This window comes from Spirosoma arcticum, assembly GCF_054779955.1.
The window spans coordinates 358,851-374,935 of sequence record NZ_BAAGXG010000004.1; the positions used below are offsets into that span (position 1 = coordinate 358,851).

19 protein-coding genes are annotated in these 16,085 nt (G+C 51.2%); 5 read left to right on the forward strand and 14 right to left on the reverse strand.

Annotation, left to right across the window (positions count from 1 at the left end; genetic code table 11):
- Window positions 1–3 precede the first annotated feature (3 nt).
- Window positions 4–306 (reverse strand): NmrA family NAD(P)-binding protein, encoded by a 303-nt coding sequence (locus tag ACYVHB_RS11285; protein WP_461051996.1) that lies wholly within the window; start codon window positions 304–306, stop codon window positions 4–6.
- A 237-nt stretch (window positions 307–543) separates the two neighbouring features.
- Between ACYVHB_RS11285 and ACYVHB_RS11290 the strand changes: the two genes are divergently transcribed.
- Window positions 544–1,008, forward strand: coding sequence for a helix-turn-helix domain-containing protein (locus tag ACYVHB_RS11290; RefSeq protein WP_461051829.1), 465 nt, complete (start codon window positions 544–546; stop codon window positions 1,006–1,008).
- Between the two features lie 38 nt (window positions 1,009–1,046).
- Entirely contained in the window at window positions 1,047–1,682 is a 636-nt protein-coding gene (locus ACYVHB_RS11295; RefSeq protein ID WP_461051830.1) for an IS630 family transposase, read from the forward strand.
- A gap of 13 nt (window positions 1,683–1,695) precedes the next feature.
- On the opposite strand, the gene ACYVHB_RS11300 is transcribed toward ACYVHB_RS11295, so the two are convergent.
- From ACYVHB_RS11300 to ACYVHB_RS11325, 6 genes are all read right to left on the reverse strand, one after another.
- Window positions 1,696–1,854, reverse strand: a complete 159-nt coding sequence (locus tag ACYVHB_RS11300) for a hypothetical protein (protein WP_461051831.1) — start codon at window positions 1,852–1,854, stop codon at window positions 1,696–1,698.
- Window positions 1,855–2,304: 450 nt separating this feature from the next.
- On the reverse strand, window positions 2,305–2,742 hold the full coding sequence (locus ACYVHB_RS11305; RefSeq protein ID WP_461051832.1) for a nuclear transport factor 2 family protein: 438 nt from the start codon (window positions 2,740–2,742) through the stop codon (window positions 2,305–2,307).
- Window positions 2,743–2,799: 57 nt separating this feature from the next.
- Entirely contained in the window at window positions 2,800–3,231 is a 432-nt protein-coding gene (locus ACYVHB_RS11310) for a nuclear transport factor 2 family protein (protein WP_461051833.1), read from the reverse strand.
- 19 nt (window positions 3,232–3,250) lie between these two features.
- A complete protein-coding gene (locus ACYVHB_RS11315) occupies window positions 3,251–3,685 on the reverse strand; it encodes a DUF6640 family protein (RefSeq protein WP_461051834.1) in 435 nt (144 codons plus the stop codon).
- Window positions 3,686–3,782: 97 nt separating this feature from the next.
- A complete protein-coding gene (locus tag ACYVHB_RS11320; RefSeq protein ID WP_461051835.1) occupies window positions 3,783–4,451 on the reverse strand; it encodes a hypothetical protein in 669 nt (222 codons plus the stop codon).
- A gap of 40 nt (window positions 4,452–4,491) precedes the next feature.
- Window positions 4,492–5,196 (reverse strand): hypothetical protein, encoded by a 705-nt coding sequence (locus ACYVHB_RS11325; protein ID WP_461051836.1) that lies wholly within the window; start codon window positions 5,194–5,196, stop codon window positions 4,492–4,494.
- Between the two features lie 277 nt (window positions 5,197–5,473).
- Here ACYVHB_RS11325 and ACYVHB_RS11330 point away from each other — a divergent pair, with 277 nt between their 5' ends.
- From ACYVHB_RS11330 to ACYVHB_RS11340, 3 genes are all read left to right on the forward strand, one after another.
- Window positions 5,474–6,052 (forward strand): Crp/Fnr family transcriptional regulator, encoded by a 579-nt coding sequence (locus ACYVHB_RS11330; RefSeq protein WP_461051837.1) that lies wholly within the window; start codon window positions 5,474–5,476, stop codon window positions 6,050–6,052.
- Window positions 6,053–6,177: 125 nt separating this feature from the next.
- Window positions 6,178–6,837 (forward strand): hypothetical protein, encoded by a 660-nt coding sequence (locus tag ACYVHB_RS11335; protein ID WP_461051838.1) that lies wholly within the window; start codon window positions 6,178–6,180, stop codon window positions 6,835–6,837.
- Between the two features lie 10 nt (window positions 6,838–6,847).
- A complete protein-coding gene (locus ACYVHB_RS11340) occupies window positions 6,848–7,627 on the forward strand; it encodes a DUF4386 domain-containing protein (RefSeq protein WP_461051839.1) in 780 nt (259 codons plus the stop codon).
- Between the two features lie 626 nt (window positions 7,628–8,253).
- Here the strand turns inward: ACYVHB_RS11340 and ACYVHB_RS11345 are convergent.
- The 7 genes from ACYVHB_RS11345 to ACYVHB_RS11375 all read right to left on the reverse strand — a co-directional run bounded on the left by ACYVHB_RS11345 (window position 8,254) and on the right by ACYVHB_RS11375 (window position 16,061).
- Complete coding sequence (locus ACYVHB_RS11345) at window positions 8,254–8,790, reverse strand: YceI family protein (protein WP_461051840.1); 537 nt, start codon at window positions 8,788–8,790, stop codon at window positions 8,254–8,256.
- A gap of 87 nt (window positions 8,791–8,877) precedes the next feature.
- Window positions 8,878–9,753: a helix-turn-helix domain-containing protein gene (locus ACYVHB_RS11350; protein ID WP_461051841.1), complete on the reverse strand. Its 876-nt coding sequence runs from the start codon at window positions 9,751–9,753 to the stop codon at window positions 8,878–8,880.
- A gap of 19 nt (window positions 9,754–9,772) precedes the next feature.
- The gene (locus ACYVHB_RS11355) at window positions 9,773–10,408 is read right to left on the reverse strand and encodes an MFS transporter (protein ID WP_461051842.1); all 636 of its coding nucleotides are present in this window, start codon (window positions 10,406–10,408) and stop codon (window positions 9,773–9,775) included.
- A 14-nt stretch (window positions 10,409–10,422) separates the two neighbouring features.
- Window positions 10,423–11,697, reverse strand: coding sequence for a hypothetical protein (locus ACYVHB_RS11360; protein WP_461051843.1), 1,275 nt, complete (start codon window positions 11,695–11,697; stop codon window positions 10,423–10,425).
- A 137-nt stretch (window positions 11,698–11,834) separates the two neighbouring features.
- A complete protein-coding gene (locus ACYVHB_RS11365; RefSeq protein WP_461051844.1) occupies window positions 11,835–13,025 on the reverse strand; it encodes an alpha/beta hydrolase family protein in 1,191 nt (396 codons plus the stop codon).
- Window positions 13,026–13,144: 119 nt separating this feature from the next.
- A complete protein-coding gene (locus ACYVHB_RS11370) occupies window positions 13,145–14,869 on the reverse strand; it encodes a GMC oxidoreductase (protein WP_461051845.1) in 1,725 nt (574 codons plus the stop codon).
- Window positions 14,870–14,927: 58 nt separating this feature from the next.
- Window positions 14,928–16,061: an alpha/beta hydrolase family protein gene (locus ACYVHB_RS11375; protein ID WP_461051846.1), complete on the reverse strand. Its 1,134-nt coding sequence runs from the start codon at window positions 16,059–16,061 to the stop codon at window positions 14,928–14,930.
- Between the last annotated feature and the right edge of the window lie 24 nt (window positions 16,062–16,085).

Here is a 16,085-nt window from a genome sequence, read left to right on the forward strand (position 1 = left end):
GGTTTATCGTTCGGCACTGCCCACCGAACTGTACACGAAATGCCGAATACCAGCCGCCTTGGCCAGGTCGATAACCGCCTTGCCCTGCCGAATCTCAACATCCAAGCCGTCCTGAATGCCCTGCATCGAAAAAACGCCGTAGCATCCCTGCAACACCTGACTGAGAGAACGCGGGTCATTCAGATCGCCGACTATCAGTTCGGCACCCGCCTGTCTGAGTGCCTGCGCGTTGGGCTTGCCCTCTTCTCCTGCCCGCACCAGGGCGCGAACCGTGAACTTGTTTTGTTGCAGAAGGTGATGGGCTATGGCTCCACCCTAGTGACCGGTCGCGCCGGTCACTAGTATTGTTTTTTTTGAACGTTCCATTTCTATGAATTTTGCTGATTTCGTTGTTCTCGATAATAGACGGCTCGACATTAGCCAGTGCACACGTTGATTCGTGTGTGAAAAACAGGACGTCCCTGCCCAGTTCCGGCGTAACTAGTGCTACTTAAAAGGTAGTATGGCAGGTCAGAGCGCTTTTTGAGAAAACGCCCTCTGACCATGATAAAGTATCGAATTAAGCTGCTACCTGACGAGCGAACCCAACTGATGACTAAAGTTCAGAAAGGCAAAGCAACTCTCAAAATCGTCCAGAAAGCTCACGTCTTATTGGCCAGCGATGAGATCATCGGGCGGCAAAGTGAAACCGATATTGCTGCCGCCTACCACCTATCTACACGCAGTGTTGAGAGGATTCGGAAAGACTTTTGTGAACGGGGCATGGCCGTTTTCAGTCCCAAGCCACGACAACAACGCTCGGATAAAAAACTCACCGGGGAAGTCGAAGCCCACTTGATTGCCATTGCCTGTAGCCAGCCACCAACGGGTGAAAGCCGCTGGAAATTGCAGACTATCGCAGATCGCTTAGTCGAATTGCAGGTGGTTGAAAAACTCTCCCACACAAGTGTGGCAACCGTTTTAAAAAAAACGAACCGCCGGGCGGCCCCGTTGAGCCGTGGCGGGTGAAGGGTTGGGTAATTTCGCCCAAACAAAATGCTGATTTTGTGTCGGTCCGCCGATGCGGTCATATGGAGCAGGTATTGGCGGTTTATGAACGACCTTACACTGAGCAGTTTCCGGTAGTTTGTTTGGACGAATCGCCTAAACAACTCATCGAGATCACCCAATATCGGGCATCCGATGGCACTCGGATGGAAGATTCTGAATATACCCGACATGGGGTTGGCGAGATTTACATGGCCTTTGAGCCGTTGGCGGGGCAGCGTTTTGTGGACGTTAAAGACGATCACAAGGCCATTACCTGGGTAGGCGTACTTGCCAATTTATTGGATGATGCTTATGCTAAGTGCGTAAAGATGACGGTAGTTGGTGACAATTTGAGTGCCCACAAACCAAGCGCCTTCTATCAGGTCTTTGGGGCCGAACAAGCCAAAGCCTATTTGGATCGATTGGAATTTGTGTACACACCTAAGCATGGTTCGTGGCTGGACATGGCTGAGATTGAACTTTCTATTTTGCAACGTGATTGCCTGAATCGGCACATTGCTACTAAAGAAGTGCTGGTTGCTGAGATTAATGCCTGGCAATCGAAACGAAATACGAAACAAGCCAAGGCGAACTGGCAGTTTACCGCCAAAGATGCCCATATCAAACTACACAAACTGTACCCGACCGTTTAACTTTTAAGTAGCACTAGTAGGTGAGCAAACGCTCCGGTTTTGTTTCGCCTTTATCGACCCCCAACGGATTGGTCAAGCCGTTGAAGAGATGACGGATGGCAAACCGTTTAAGGTTGATTTTAACGAACTGTTGGTAAGAAATAATTTTCTTAATAATCAACTGGTGAAGCATACGGCCTTGTTCTTTTCAGCGCTTCAACAGCATTTCTCCGAGCTTGAACAAGAGACCCGCTTTTTGACTTGGATGGCCGCCGTTTTGGTCAACCAGAGCAGTTCAAAGCTACTCATTAGACCAGTGGGTAACGAACGAAAAGCCACCACAACGGTCAAAGCGTATTTGGATGACAACTTTTCCCAGCCTACCCCATTGGATCTCCTCGCCGATGTAGCCTGTCTAAGCAAATTTCATCTCCTACGGTCGTTTGGTAAAGAAACGGGAATGACCATTCATGACTACCAAACCTAGTTGAAAATCTGTAAAGCTAAAAAGTTGCTTAAAGAAGGAAAGCAAATTGTTGAGGTTTCGACCAGGCTCATTTTAGCAAGTGCTTCAAACGCTTCACCTCCCAGATGTCGGGGCAGTTCTGATAACTATCGACTCGGCACTGGCTTACCACCGTTCTCAGGACCAGAACGCATCGAACGCATACTGGTCATCCTCAAAGGACTGGCCCATGGCAATTTTGCCGTCTTGCACCTCAAAAACCAGCGCCCGATTGTAATGCAGCGTTTTACCATTCCGGGTGGGCGTCTCCGCCACTACGGTGTGAATGTGGTTTTCGTGGACCATCCATGCCATGGTGCCCACTATGTTGTGCGTTCCACCACTCAGTTCATTCAGTCGGCTGAGTAGGTTTATCACCCCGTCGGCTCCCCGGTGTTCGCCCGAGAGCAGGCTTTTTCCATGGATCGTCATGACAACATCGTCCGTGAGCAAGCCCTTTGCTTTGGCCGTGTCGCCCCGCTGAACAGCGTCAATAAACGCCTGCATGACCTTAACGGCAGGTAGCTGCTCAAACGTCGGATCGCCCGATGTTGCCACCAAATACTGTGTTTCCATTTATGCGTTAGTTTACCGGTTGAAAACCAATGACTGGCGTATGGCGATGGCCCTTTTTTACATTCCCAGAAACGCGTCCACGCCCATCTGATCGGACTGGAAATGCTCGATATTAAACTTTTTGCCGTTTTTAAACTCGAACAGGATCGTTTCTTCCCATGCAAAAGAGTGGTCATTAAGATCAGCGTGGTTTTTGATGAACAGTACCACCTGTTGCTTTTCATTGACTAACCAGTGCATTTCGCTGATGCTGTAGGTGCCCTTCGTCAGCTCCATGAGTTTACCTAAGTAGCCCATGACTTCCGTCGGTCCTCTGTACACGCCCGACAGCACATTATTCCCCGGTACGGTGTAGGTGACGTCGGGGTCGAAAACGGTAGCTCCTGTCTCGTAGTCCCCCCGCGCCATGGCCGCCTGATAAGCGCGAATTAGTTGCACATTTGGATGCTCTATCGCACCGGTCTCCATGGTTGGCGTTGATTCGGCCATCGGATTGAGTTGTTAACAGTTAAACAATGCGGTGTTGGTGAATTCGTTTTCGTTCCAGGTAATAGCCCCATCCAATGATCGGCAAAATGACGAAGATACCCAGCAACACCTGGTTAGTTTGCATACCGAAGAGTGTCGGCATCGGTAAGCCGTTGGGATCATTGAAAGCAGTTCCGGGAAAAAGAATGGCGGGCATTTGAGCCAGCCAGTACAAGGCAGCCAATAACGTACCCTGGTTGAGCTTTTCAGCTTCTGAGATTTGGTTTCTACCCCACAATGCCCACAAGGAAAGCAAGCCCAGATAAGCCCCGAAAATCATAGTTTGCGCATTATGAAACTTGGCATGGGGCGGCCAGTTGGGATTATAAATGTGGGTCTGATTCCAATCGGCCAGATAAGGTGCTACTGCGGTGAAAACCGCTACAAAAGAGATAAGAAGCTTCCCCGTTTTCACCACCAGAATTGATTCGGACGTTAGACAGGGCAAAAATGGGGGTGTTCTACTTTAGAATCTTGTGAAAAATTGCTCAAGTATTCCAGTCCAAGACAGGTTACCGGGAACTGAAATTTACGGATAGACTGGCCCGCAACCGGTTATTGTAAAAGTCTCCGGCGGGGTCGTAGTAGGTCTCTAAACGCTGCGTCATGGTGTAGTGAAGACCGGCCCCCAGTTGCACTCCCCGGATTTTAGTGGGTATGTAGGCCCGAAGGCCAATTTCGACTGCGTTAACAAACCCAGCGTCTTTTCCATTGAAAAGTTTGTTTTCCCACTCGCTGACCCGCGCTCCGTCAGGTGTTTTTCGATCATCACCCGCTAAGTAAAAACCGGCCCCTACGCCACCAACCATAATTGGAACATCCAGCTCAATTGTCTTCAGTCGGAATGTTGGGGCTACCAGCAGGCCGAACATTGCGTGATCGGCGCGAAGATTCAACCGGGATTGACCCCGATAGGTAACCCCTTCCGGCAGGGCAGTTGAAAACGTCTTGCCGTTGATGGGGCCACTCCGTCCGTAGACGAAAGCCCCTATTTTCAGCCTATTTTTCCAGACTTTCACGCCCAGCGACGTGCCAACTGTCTTACCGATGTGGGTAGGGAGGAACATGGTGCCGACCTCCGGGGTAACGAACCAACCCACTTTGGTTGGTTTTGTCTCCTGATCCTGCCCGTAGAGGCTGGTTACCAGTAGGCAGAAAACTAGGCTCAGTATCTTTTTCATGGTCTTATTTCGTTTTGAGCGGTTAAATAAAAACGGAGAATCAATAAGAAGGCTCCATGATGAGCGAAGCCGTTGAGCGGGACTTGCCGAGCGAGAAGCGGAAACCGGCCTGGACCGACCAGACGAACTTTTGCGCATCGCCGTCGCTCCCGGCGGCCGGTCCCATAAGTGCTTTTGTAAAAAATACCTTCCTATCGGATACCTGGTAGCTCAGACCGGCCAGCACCGTGGTTACGTTGTTTTCCAGCAACGTACTGGGGGCTATCTCAACGAATACGGGCAGCGTTACACCACTTTGTAGCTGTAGCTTGTCAGTGGCCCGGATGCTGACCAGTAGGCCTGGATCAAGGACCAGCGCTGTTGAGTTCAGGCGAACGTCGCGACGGTCGTTGCCATCGGGGTCCAGTACCCCCTGCTGCCGAATGCCTGCCCGGCCATATACGTCCAGCCGAACGCGGTCCCGTTCGTACATCTTCCAGAGGAGGGGTACGGCGATGGTGTAGGCGTATCCTTCCGTAATTAGCTTGCCGCCGACAAATCGATACCGGGGAGCCGCCACTTGCAGTTCTACCCCCGCCCGAAAGCGGCCAGAGAACTGCCGACGCAGGGCGATGTTGGTGTATACGTTGTCCTGACGGGAGGTTCCCACCGAGACGTCGAGTAAGCTCTGGGCCGTTGCGGGCACCGAAAACAGGCTACCAATCAGGAGGGTAGCCAGCAGCGGACGGTGAATTGGTTGTATCATTGTCGTGTTTGTTTAGCTGGTGAACTGGTCACGAATAACGCTACAAAGGTGCAGCCGCGTCCCGGTCCCAGGCCTTGACCTGGGTTAAGTACGACGGGAAGGATCTTGACTTGGGTTAAGAAAGGGTAGACGGTCGGGTTGGTAAATTACTGATCGTCTGTTGAGGGAGCTGTTGCGTGGTTTACTTATACCGGGTGTAAGCTGGCGGTATTATCGACACCGCCGGTCGAGACGACCCCACTAAATGACTATCTTTAACCGCTGACGTGATTACACCATGTTCGACCGACTCAAAGCCAGTTTAGACCGTTTACTGCCCCTTACCCCCGAAGAGTTCATCCACTTCGTGACCCTGCTGACGCCCCGCAAACTGACCAAACACGAACATTATCTGCGGGCCGGGGAGGTGTGTACCCAAATCGCCTTTATCAACCAGGGTTGCCTGCGCTACTATTACCTCAAGGATGGCACTGAGTTCAACGGTCAGTTCTTCTTCGAGGGATCCTGGATTGGCGAGTACCAAAGTTTCCTGACGGGTCAGCCATCGATCCAGTATTTTGACGCATTGGAAAATGCTGAGTTGTTGGTCATGCAACACCGTGACTTACAAAAACTGTATACGGACCTGCCTAAATTCGAGCGGTTCGGACGCGTCCTGGCCGAAAATGTGGTCATTGGCTCCCAGCGCCGGACCGCGTCGCTGCTCTTCGATTCGCCCGAGGAGCGGTACCTCAACTTAATCAGCGACCGCCCAAAAGTAATCGAGCGGATTCCCCTGCACCACATCGCTTCCTACCTCGGCATCAAACCCGAAAGCCTCTCCCGGATTCGGAAACGACTCGCTGATAATCGGTAAAACGCTTCTTTCTTAACTCAGGTCAAGATCGTTCCTGTCGTACTTAACCCAGGTCAAGGCCTGGGACCGGGACGTGGCTGCACCTTTGTCGGGTAGTTCAGACACAAACAAACTACCCGACACGGATGAAAACGACCCCTATTTTTTTAGTCTCTGGCCTGACGGCCTTACTGACCACGGTTGCCGTTCAGGCGCAGGATACCGAGCCAACACCGGCTAAACTGCCCATCTATGCCAATATCAGCATCGGCTACGGCAACACGTTTTTTTCGGGCACCCTGGCTCAAAAAGAAACGATCAATGATGGCCGGGGCTACGGCCGCAATCAGGGCAACACCCTGACGACTTGGTTTTACCTGGCCCCCAACCGCTGGAAGGGCCTCGGCGTCGGCACGGGCATCAAAGGTTTTTTTGCTACACCCAACAATGGTGATAACAACGAGACCTACCTGTTCAACTATTACCACGTGGGCGTAGGGGCCAAGTACTACCTGCTTTCCAGAACGTTCAACCAGGGACTGTGCCTGAAAAGCAGTTTCGGCATCGGGCAGATGACCGAGAAAACTAAGTTTAACAACTCACGCACCTACGAGCATCAGTTTGCCGTCGGTACGACGCTGCTGGCAGGTCTGGGCTACTCGATTCCAGTGTTCAAAAAACGGTCGGCTCTCAACATCGACTTCGACTACGAAATAGCCAACCGACGGGGCGACGTGACGGGCATCGGCGAAGACCAGCCGTTCCGCAATAGCCACGTGAGTCTGAACATTGGTCTTGGCTTCTGACCGTACGTCCATGCAAACCGCCATTGATGTATCCACGCAGGCCGTAACGTACGGCCGCCCCCCCGCCAAACTGTGGTTGATTGGCCTGCTCATGGCCGAAATTACCAGCGTTGTCGCCCCCGTCAGCGTACTTTCGATGTACTTTCGCTTCCCAGGCATTCTGCGCGAACCTGCGTCGGTTACCCTACCCCTGTTTGCCGCCAACGAATCGGTGATTGTCCCGGCTTACTACATCTTCATGGTATCGGGCCTGCTGTTTTTGCCCTTATCGTACGCCTTCAGTGCGGTACTTAAACCCGGCTCATCGTCGGCTTTACGACGGGCACTGACTGGAACGGGCCTGGCAACGGCCATTTTTCAGGCACTTGGGTTCAGCCGCTGGGTGTTTATTGTCCCGTTTCTGGCTGAACAATACGGCCAGCGACCAACCCAACAGCCAGCGATTGGGCTGCTCTACGAAACGCTCAACCGCTACGTTGGTATGACCATCGGCGAACATCTGGGTTTTCTGGCGATGGGTTGCTGGACCATCCTGCTGGCCCTGTTGCTGCTTCGGAGCCGTGTGGTGAAACAGTGGTTTGCCGCGCTGGGCCTGCCGATTGGTGCGGGCCTGCTGGTGAGCACCGGGGAACACTTCGGCGGGCCATCAGCGGAGTTGTACGGCACGATCAATTTTTTGGCCAACACCGGCTGGTCAGTCTGGCTGCTGGGGATCGGGGCGTGGCTGCTGTTCTTGCGCCCTGTTCATCAATTAATTAATCCTGTGGCGATTGTCGATGCGGTACATTAACCCGCATTTATGTTAGTTGGCCAACCCGTCACGGAGACGATTTACGATGAACGTAATGATTATTGAAGAACAGTACTGAACAGCTTTTTTTAGGCAAGAAATAGCTCGATAAACCCACATCAGGCTTCTGGTATAGGTTGTATCGCGTTTTCTTTATGTTTATAGCCGTACAGCCCCCCTTCATGCTCAACTGACCGTTTTTGTCCAGTAAAAGAGTAACGAAAGCTATTTAATGAACTCGTTATTCTGCTATCAATGAATGGGTTGTGTTTATAACAACTACAGCTAAAATCGTTCATGAAACCCTCCGATTGCGGCCGGAACTGTCAAAGAGGTGAAAGGGGAATGAAGGAGAGTTTTATTCCCTTTCCAACTAACTGTATCAAAAGAATCAGTCTAACGAAAAGCCGTGCCAGCAGAAGCTGGACGCGGCTTTTTAATTCAGTTTAATGTGCCGACGAAATCACCAGTTAAATCTTATCTGTTGGCATATCCGCCAAGGTTGATGATCACCGGTCTTTACATGGTAGCCACACACTATAATTGGGCCATCGTGTAAAGGCCGGTGATCGTTAGTGGCTTAACCCTGTGGAGATCGGATTCGCCAAAGGATGCCTGTCCATTGGTTACTGCCGGGCCAGTTCAAGGGTGCCGGTCAGTTTGACCACTTCTCCCAGAGCTGCTGCCGGATATGATGTACCGATGTTGAAATCAAGCCGCCGGATGTCGGCACTGGTTTCAAAAACAGCGATGTTTTTTTTGTAAACCGGATGCTCAAACTGACCGGCGTAGGTAGCATTGAGCATAATTGATTTTTCGATGCCATTGACGGTCAGCAAGCCGTCAATGGCAAACTGGTCCACCCCGGTGAGCCGGAATGCCGTGCTGTAAAACCGAATGTCAGGGTGGTTTCCTACATCGAAAAAATCAGGGGTTCGCAGGTGCTTGTCGCGTGCTTCATCATTGGTGCTGATCGATGAGGCCTGAATGGTCAGGTCGATATTGGCCCCGTCGAAACCCTCGGTGGGTGCCGTCAGCGTACCCGTGAACTCACTAAAGTGGCCCGCCACCTTGGCTATCATAAAATGCGAGATAGTAAAGCGGATGCTGGTGTGCGCTTTGTCGATTGCCCAACGGGTTTGTTCAATCGTGGTTTGTTCCATGTTTTGTTGGCACCGGCGAACCGGTGCGTTTAAGTCTGGGACAAAGGTCAGGCGACCCGGATCACCAAAAAATGGACAAAAGGCGGCTTATGCGGTACGTTTCGGATTGCGCTTCTGAAATACTTTGGGCGAAACGCCCATTCGCTGCGTGAAAAACCGGCTGAAGTAGGATGTGTCGGAAAAACCCAGCCGGACGGCAATTTCCTTTACGTTTAACTCGCTGTAAAACAGCAGGCGCTTGGCCTCGGTCAATATCCGGTCGTGAATGAGTTGCAGGGGTGTTTTGCCCGTTAGCTGGCCGGTTAGTTCGGTAAGTTGTTTGGGCGGAATCATCAGCTTATCGGCATAATAAGCCACTTCCTGCCGTTGGTCGTACGTTTCTTCGATGAACCAGAGGAAATCAAAATATAACTTTTTGTGCCGGGCGGTTTCGGAGGTTCCTTGGCTTAGTTGCCGTTGACTGACCCGTAGTGCTTTAATGAGCATAATCTTCAGGGCCGACCGGACCAGTTCATAGTCGGGCTGCGTTTGGGCTAATTCATCGCGCATGATGGCCTCCCCATAGCGGAAGAGGGTTCTATCAGATTCGCTAATCAACAGTTGCGGACGTTGCAGCGAACAGGCCACAATCTTCATCAGGAGTTCGGCATCCTGAGGTTGCTGCATGACGTAGTCCCGGTCAAAAATTAGAATGAATCCGCTGTCGATCTGTCCCTGCTGAAGCGTATGTACCTGTCCCGGACTGATCAGAAACAGGGTACTGTTCTGAATGGGATAATCCACAAAATCGACGGTGTGGATGCCCGACCCGGTTTCGATAAAGATCAACTCAAAGAAGCCATGTCGGTGGTTGGTAAACGTCTTGTGTTTGTCGAGGTACGTTCTGAGGTTCAATAGCCGGAAGGCCACTGGCCGACGGGGTATGCTTTTGATTAGGTGCGTAGTTATCGGCTGGGCAGGCATACGTTGCTCAAGTAAGATCTTACAGTAACCCCTCCCCTAACAACCTTTCTACGTCCATTTGCCGACTTTGCTGTTGAATCATTCGTTGCCCAAAACCCAGAATAAGCAAACTACTCACGATGCACAGCGTCATCACAGCCACCATGGGCATTGCGGTATTGTTATGGAGAACACTGACCGCACCGGAAATGAAGGCACCAAAACCGATTCGAAAACTACCCATTAAGGCCACCGCACTGCCTGCATGGCGAACAAACGGCATCAGAGCAAGAGCAGAGGCATTGGGACCGATCAACCCCTGACCGGTAAAGAACAAGAATAAGACGATTATCAGGCTGTTCTTGCTATACCAATCCCCCACGTTCCACCAACTAATGCCAGGCCAGCCAGCAATTGATGCCAGCATATACACGCATAAGCCTACATAGAGCGGTCTCTTTCGGCCATACCGATCCAGCAGTGGCCCGTAAAAAAGCTGACCACCCGAAAGGCCAATCAGGTAGGCGGTTAAGGATAGCTGGACGGTTGAAATTGGCGTGTGCAGGTCTTGGGCAATGGCCGGAAATCCTGACAAATACATATCAACGGAGAACGGGCTGATGGCGGATAGTAACCCTAACAGGAAGATAATACCAGCGTAGTGTCGACGCGTCATCGTATAGGGATAAGCTATTCACTTTTTTTTGATTTTTGATTGCGTCCCGGTGTCCAGCGACTACGCCCGCCTTTATCGGCTAGGAACTGCATGGCTGCCTGATGGCAAATTAGTTGTGCGTTCAGCAGCATTTCAGGAGTATGGGTTACCACTTCGCCACGATCATTTTTTCCTGAGAACCCATGACTGGGCGACTCGATTAGCACACTCAATACGCCACTGTGTAAGTTCAACGCTCCATCAAGGTTATAGCCGACCGGACCACCGGCACGGCGTGGGTTGGCTTCTATCTGGAGGTCTTTTGTTTTTTGAAGCCCACTGAGGGTCAATCCTGTATGAATGTAGCTATAAAGCGTATCGAATGTTGGGGCTAAAGCGGGTTCTAAATACGCACGAATGGCATTGACATAGGTTGCCCCCGTGTGCATATTCAGGAGCAGGTCTGGCTTTTCCCGCTCGGTTAAATCGAAGAGAGCCTGTGTTTCGGGTTGGCGTTTGCCAAAAAAATCATCGTGCTGAATATTTACCCCTGCATCGTTTGGATAACCGCCGGGGAAGCCAACGGTAGCAAAATCCAACGGGATATATTCTTTTATCATGGGCCATCCCGTGATTCCACCATCGGCCTTGCCACCTGTATTCAGGTACTCATGAACGACACCATTTGGCCCTCTGAATAGCTCCATATCTAATGGAATGCGGTTCCTACCATCTGGGTTCATGATTGGGATTAGAATCAGCCGATCTAATTTTGAGACTGATGCTGAAATTTCCGGCCAGTCAAGACCCCGGAGATCTTTGCCTGTTTCAATAATGGAGATCAGGTTTATGGTACCGACAATACCTTCAAATTCGCCACCATGCACCCCCGATATACCCATATAAACTCTTTTTTCATGGTCGGCCCCCCGATAAACGGCAACGTTACCAAAGCCAAGTGCCCCTGAAAACGTAGAGGTGCCTTTTCCCTGCCGGGCTGCTCCATAGAAAACCGCATAAATTGGCTTTCCTCCCGCCGATTTACCCACTATTTCTACCTTTCCTTTATGGACAGTATTCTTAATAAAATCAATCACTTTTGCCGATGAGCTTACCCAAAATGGCGGGATAGTTTCTCGTTCGGTGAGGTAGTCTTTTGGTATCTGAAACGATTGTTTATGTTGAGCATTGATCCCTGAAGGCTGTCCCTTCGCCGAAAATGATTCACCAACAATCAGTAAAATAGCAACGAGTCTAAGCATCGCGTCTTTTTTCTTACTCGCTGAAAAATCAACTAAGTTTAGATACATGATTTTTTGTTTATCCGTAAAATTTCTACATCCATACCTATAGCACAGCATATCCATCATGTTAAAACTCGCTGGACTATTTTATACGAATGTGGTTTCCCCAGATTGCTGATTTGGAGATCAATGTGGAAGCAGGATTACTTTTTTTCTTTGAAATGGTTCCGGGCAAAGGTGAGGTATTGCTGCCAGTCGTAGCGGGTTAAATTATGCGCTCCTTCGCGTAGGTGATACCCCAGCGCGGTGTTGAAAACCGGCACATTAACCGCAGGCTGCATGGTGGCAGGCAGCGGGCCGATGCCATACAAAGCGTACACACTTTCGGCGTTTTTCAGGGCCAGAAACGACCCCAGCGGATCGGCCCATTTGTCTTCACTTGCCGTACCCACATACACCGCACGGGGGGCCACCAGGGCCAGCAGCTCATGCTGATCTATCGGCAGGGCGGCCTCGCGGTCGTTGTACTGGCGAAACCGGGGCGCAAACCAGTGCGGAAACGCCGTATTGGTCAGTTTCAGGGTTTCGCCATACCGCCGACGCGACAATGAAGACCCGCCATTACCCGAACAACTTGAAACAACCACCGCAAATCGTCCATCCTGAGCACCGCACCATAGGGCAGCTTTGCCGCCCCGCGAATGCCCAACGACGGCCACTTTATTCTTATCAATCCTGGCGTCCTGTTGCAGATAGTCCATTACCCGACTGGCTCCCCAACCCCAGGCCCCTAACGCCCTCATGCCATTGTTCATGTCGAGCTGCTCAGGATACAGTTGCAGCACCCCGTTTTGAAACGTGGCTTTATCGTCGGCTGCCACGTCGCTCACGTGGAAGGCGGCAATGGCAAATCCTTCGTCGATGAGCAGTTCGGCGGGCCAGAAATCGCTCTTCGTGATTCGTGTCGGGTCGGTGTTGTCTTTGCCCCGGTGGTTAATCAGCAAAAAGGCGGGGGCGGGGCCTGTTACCTGATTCGGGATAAACAAAATCAGGTTGATCGTGAGCAATTTCTCCCCCTGCGTTACTGAAATCTGTACTTGTTTGAGGTGGGCTTTACCGCCCATTGCGGTTTTGTCTTCGTTGGTCAGCGTGAATTTTATGGCGGAGTACGTTTTCGGGATTTTTCCGTACACGTTATCTTCAAAAAGCCGCAGTACTTCGGGCCGACGTGTCGATTCCCACTGCTGTTTAGTACTAATCCGGCTTTTATTCAGGGAAAGCAACGGGTCAGGCAGGGTGTAGTTGGGTACCTTTGCTTCGTCGTAGTTTTGCGCCTGACTGCTCGCGGCAAGCACAAGGGATAAACAAACAAGTTTAATTGCATTTAAGATCATCTTAACTGCTGGATTTAGCGGTGTACCAAGTAGCTTATTTGAATGTTGGTTGACATGGCAGTGCTACCGTTTTCGGCGGAGCTCTACCTCCGTTTATTATAAATAGGCGAGACTAAGCACTATAACTCTCCTCGCTTTAAGGCTTTTACACTGTAATCAGCAGCCCTGGCGGTCAGAGCCATGTAGGTCAGCGACGGGTTCTGACAGGCCGATGAAGTCATACTGGCACCATCGGTTACGAAGACGTTCTTTACCGCGTGTAGCTGGTTCCACTTGTTTAGGATCGACGTTTTGGGGTCTGCTCCCATGCGGGCGGTTCCCATTTCGTGAATAGCCAGCCCTGGCGCCTGTTTATTGTCGAAGGCGGCAGTAACCCGAATGCCGGCTTGTTCCATCATCGCTTTAGCCTGTTCGATAGCATCGGTAGTCATTTTGTCTTCGTTGTCGCTCCAGCCGCAGTCAATGTCCAGAGTAGGCATACCCCACTGATCTGTATTGGTGTAGTTCAGCTTAACGTGGTTTTCGTGACGGGGCAGCATCTCGCCCATGGCCGTCATGCTGAACGACCAGTCTCCGGGTCCAGTTAAAGCGTCCTTGAAGTCCGCCCCAAAGCCGTCCGTACCGTTGCCCCGTTCCCAGCCAACCCGACTGCCACCACAGGCATAGGCATAGCCGCGTACAAATTCGTTTTGCCGGTCATTCAGTACGTTTCGGAAGCGAGGAACATACGTACCGGTTGGTCGGCGACCATAATAATAACTTTCGTTCAGATCGTCTCCTTCATAAACTCCGCTCACCCGCCCCCGGTAGTTGTGATCCATCAGGTAATGCCCCAGCGCTCCACTATCGTTGCCCAGCCCGTTTGGAAATCGAGTTGAGGTCGAGTTGAGCAAAATCAGCGTGGAGTTCAATGTGGCTGCGTTCACGAAAACGATCCGGGCGTAATAGTCCGTCATTTCCTTTGTGTGGGTATCGATTACCCGAACGCCGGTTGCTTTGCCCCGTTTCTCGTCGTAGATGATGGAATGAACAATGGAGAATGGACGGAGGGTAAGTTTACCGGTTTTAGCGGCTGCGGGCAGGGTAGCCGAATTACTGCTGAAATAGGCGCCGTATAAGCAGCCCCGCCCGCACCAGTTGCGCGACTGGCAGTCAGCCCGGCCTAACGCCAGGTGATGAGGTTGAGCCTTGCTCAAATTAGCGGTCCGACTGATAATCAGGTGACGATCTGAGTATTGCTTTTTCCAGACATCCCGCACACTTTTTTCCAGGCAGTTCATCCCGAACGGCGGCAGAAATTCCCCGTCGGGCAGGGTTGAGAGTCCATCTTTATTGCCACTGATTCCGGCGAACTTCTCGACGTAACTATACCAGGGGGCCAGGTCCGGGTAACGAATAGGCCAGTCAACACCGTGACCGTCTTTTAGGTTATCCTCAAAATTGAACGGTGCCCACCGTTGCGTCCAGCGCGCCCACATCAGCGACTTTCCGCCCACCTGATAGCCGCGAATCCAGTCGAAGGGTTTGGTCTGCTGGTAGGGATGGTCGGTATCTTTCACAAAAAAGTGGCCTGAGTACTCGTTGAAGGCATAGCCCACTTTCGCTTGAGTTGGACTGGCCCCCAGCACCTCAAGCGGATAGCGGCCCCGGTGGGTCATCTCCCAGGGGCTGGACATGGTGGTGGGGTAATCTTTGACGTGTTCAACAGGCCGTCCGCGTTCCAGCACGAGAGTCCGTAATCCTTTTTGGGTTAATTCTTTAGCAGCCCATCCTCCACTGATACCTGATCCGATAACAATGGCATCATACGTATTTTGCTGAGTGGCCTGGCCCAGTAGATTCATATCATTTCAGGTTAAGAGTTTGGTTAATAGAGCAGGTAGCTAATCTATCACTGAAAATCTATTTTCCAATCGTCAAGAATCGGTCCAGCCACTTATACGCATAATCCCGCACGTTGTCTATCGTGTCGTGGCCATCGCCGTGTACCACTATCGAAATCCGGTTCGGCGTTCCCAGTAGTTTATACACGGCGCTGGCATCGTAAACGGCTTTGTAAACGGCCATGTTGTCCGGGTTATACGGATCATTGAAGGGTTCTAAAAACAGCACGGCCCGGGGCGCGCACAGCGCGATCGCTTCGTGGGTCTCATAAGGAGGTATCCCGTCTTTGGCTACCTTCTCGGCCCGCAGCGGTTCGTCAATTTTGCCCCGGCCCATGATGCGGTAAATATTGGTGTACAGCGGACTTACTCCCGTCGAAACAATCGCGGTTTTAATCCGATTATCGACAACCGTATGGTACAAAATCGACCCCCCACCCAAGGAATTACCAATTGAGCCGTACGCGCCCTTTTTTACAAATTTGAGTTGCTCGAGCATATCGACGCCCCGCATCAGGGAGAGCATCTGAATACCCCGGATGGACCACTTGGGATACTTCTCGTAGAACGATTTATAGACTTGTTCCTGGGTTGTGTTTTTGAGCGAAGCACCATAGCCGTACAAATCAGCAGCGAAGGTTACAAATCCTTTTTGGGCCAGTTCAATGGCATACGACCTGTTTTTGGGATTGCCCAGCGCACCATCTTTCCCGATAGCTCCATTGGTGCCATGTACGGCTAATACAACCTGATATTGATTCGTCTCTTTGAAGTCTTTGGGGAGCACGCAGACAGCTTCAATCCAGATGTCGTCCAGCACATGAAACCGATACCGAATGTGGGTTAATCCAAGGTTAACGTAGCGGCCGGTTTCCTCAAATTTATTGACAGTAGGTTGATAAGGCACTGGTGAAGTACCCCAGCCACCCGTAATTCGTTTATAAATCCGGCTGCGAAGTTCAGGCCATTCTTCCGCTTTGGTATCCCGAAGAATCAGGCTTGATGTGAGTACGCTATTAAACTGTACCGACCGACCTGGTACTACATCGCCGTACAGTTCTTTCAGTCCTGCCGTGCCAACCTGCACACTATCCTGCGCTGTACAGTGCAATTGAAAACTAAGAACAAGGAATAACGTAGCTACTATCCGCATGATTTTCGTGAATTATTGTGTCGT

Coding starts and splice junctions, on each gene's coding strand:
- ACYVHB_RS11290 (WP_461051829.1), top strand. CDS start 544: ATGATAAAGTATCGAATTAAGCTGCTACCTGACGAGCGAACCCAACTG.
- ACYVHB_RS11300 (WP_461051831.1), bottom strand. CDS start 1,854: ATGCTTCACCAGTTGATTATTAAGAAAATTATTTCTTACCAACAGTTC.
- ACYVHB_RS11305 (WP_461051832.1), bottom strand. CDS start 2,742: ATGGAAACACAGTATTTGGTGGCAACATCGGGCGATCCGACGTTTGAG.
- ACYVHB_RS11310 (WP_461051833.1), bottom strand. CDS start 3,231: ATGGCCGAATCAACGCCAACCATGGAGACCGGTGCGATAGAGCATCCA.
- ACYVHB_RS11320 (WP_461051835.1), bottom strand. CDS start 4,451: ATGAAAAAGATACTGAGCCTAGTTTTCTGCCTACTGGTAACCAGCCTC.
- ACYVHB_RS11325 (WP_461051836.1), bottom strand. CDS start 5,196: ATGATACAACCAATTCACCGTCCGCTGCTGGCTACCCTCCTGATTGGT.
- ACYVHB_RS11330 (WP_461051837.1), top strand. CDS start 5,474: ATGTTCGACCGACTCAAAGCCAGTTTAGACCGTTTACTGCCCCTTACC.
- ACYVHB_RS11335 (WP_461051838.1), top strand. CDS start 6,178: ATGAAAACGACCCCTATTTTTTTAGTCTCTGGCCTGACGGCCTTACTG.
- ACYVHB_RS11340 (WP_461051839.1), top strand. CDS start 6,848: ATGCAAACCGCCATTGATGTATCCACGCAGGCCGTAACGTACGGCCGC.
- ACYVHB_RS11345 (WP_461051840.1), bottom strand. CDS start 8,790: ATGGAACAAACCACGATTGAACAAACCCGTTGGGCAATCGACAAAGCG.
- ACYVHB_RS11350 (WP_461051841.1), bottom strand. CDS start 9,753: ATGCCTGCCCAGCCGATAACTACGCACCTAATCAAAAGCATACCCCGT.
- ACYVHB_RS11355 (WP_461051842.1), bottom strand. CDS start 10,408: ATGACGCGTCGACACTACGCTGGTATTATCTTCCTGTTAGGGTTACTA.
- ACYVHB_RS11360 (WP_461051843.1), bottom strand. CDS start 11,697: ATGTATCTAAACTTAGTTGATTTTTCAGCGAGTAAGAAAAAAGACGCG.
- ACYVHB_RS11365 (WP_461051844.1), bottom strand. CDS start 13,025: ATGATCTTAAATGCAATTAAACTTGTTTGTTTATCCCTTGTGCTTGCC.
- ACYVHB_RS11370 (WP_461051845.1), bottom strand. CDS start 14,869: ATGAATCTACTGGGCCAGGCCACTCAGCAAAATACGTATGATGCCATT.
- ACYVHB_RS11375 (WP_461051846.1), bottom strand. CDS start 16,061: ATGCGGATAGTAGCTACGTTATTCCTTGTTCTTAGTTTTCAATTGCAC.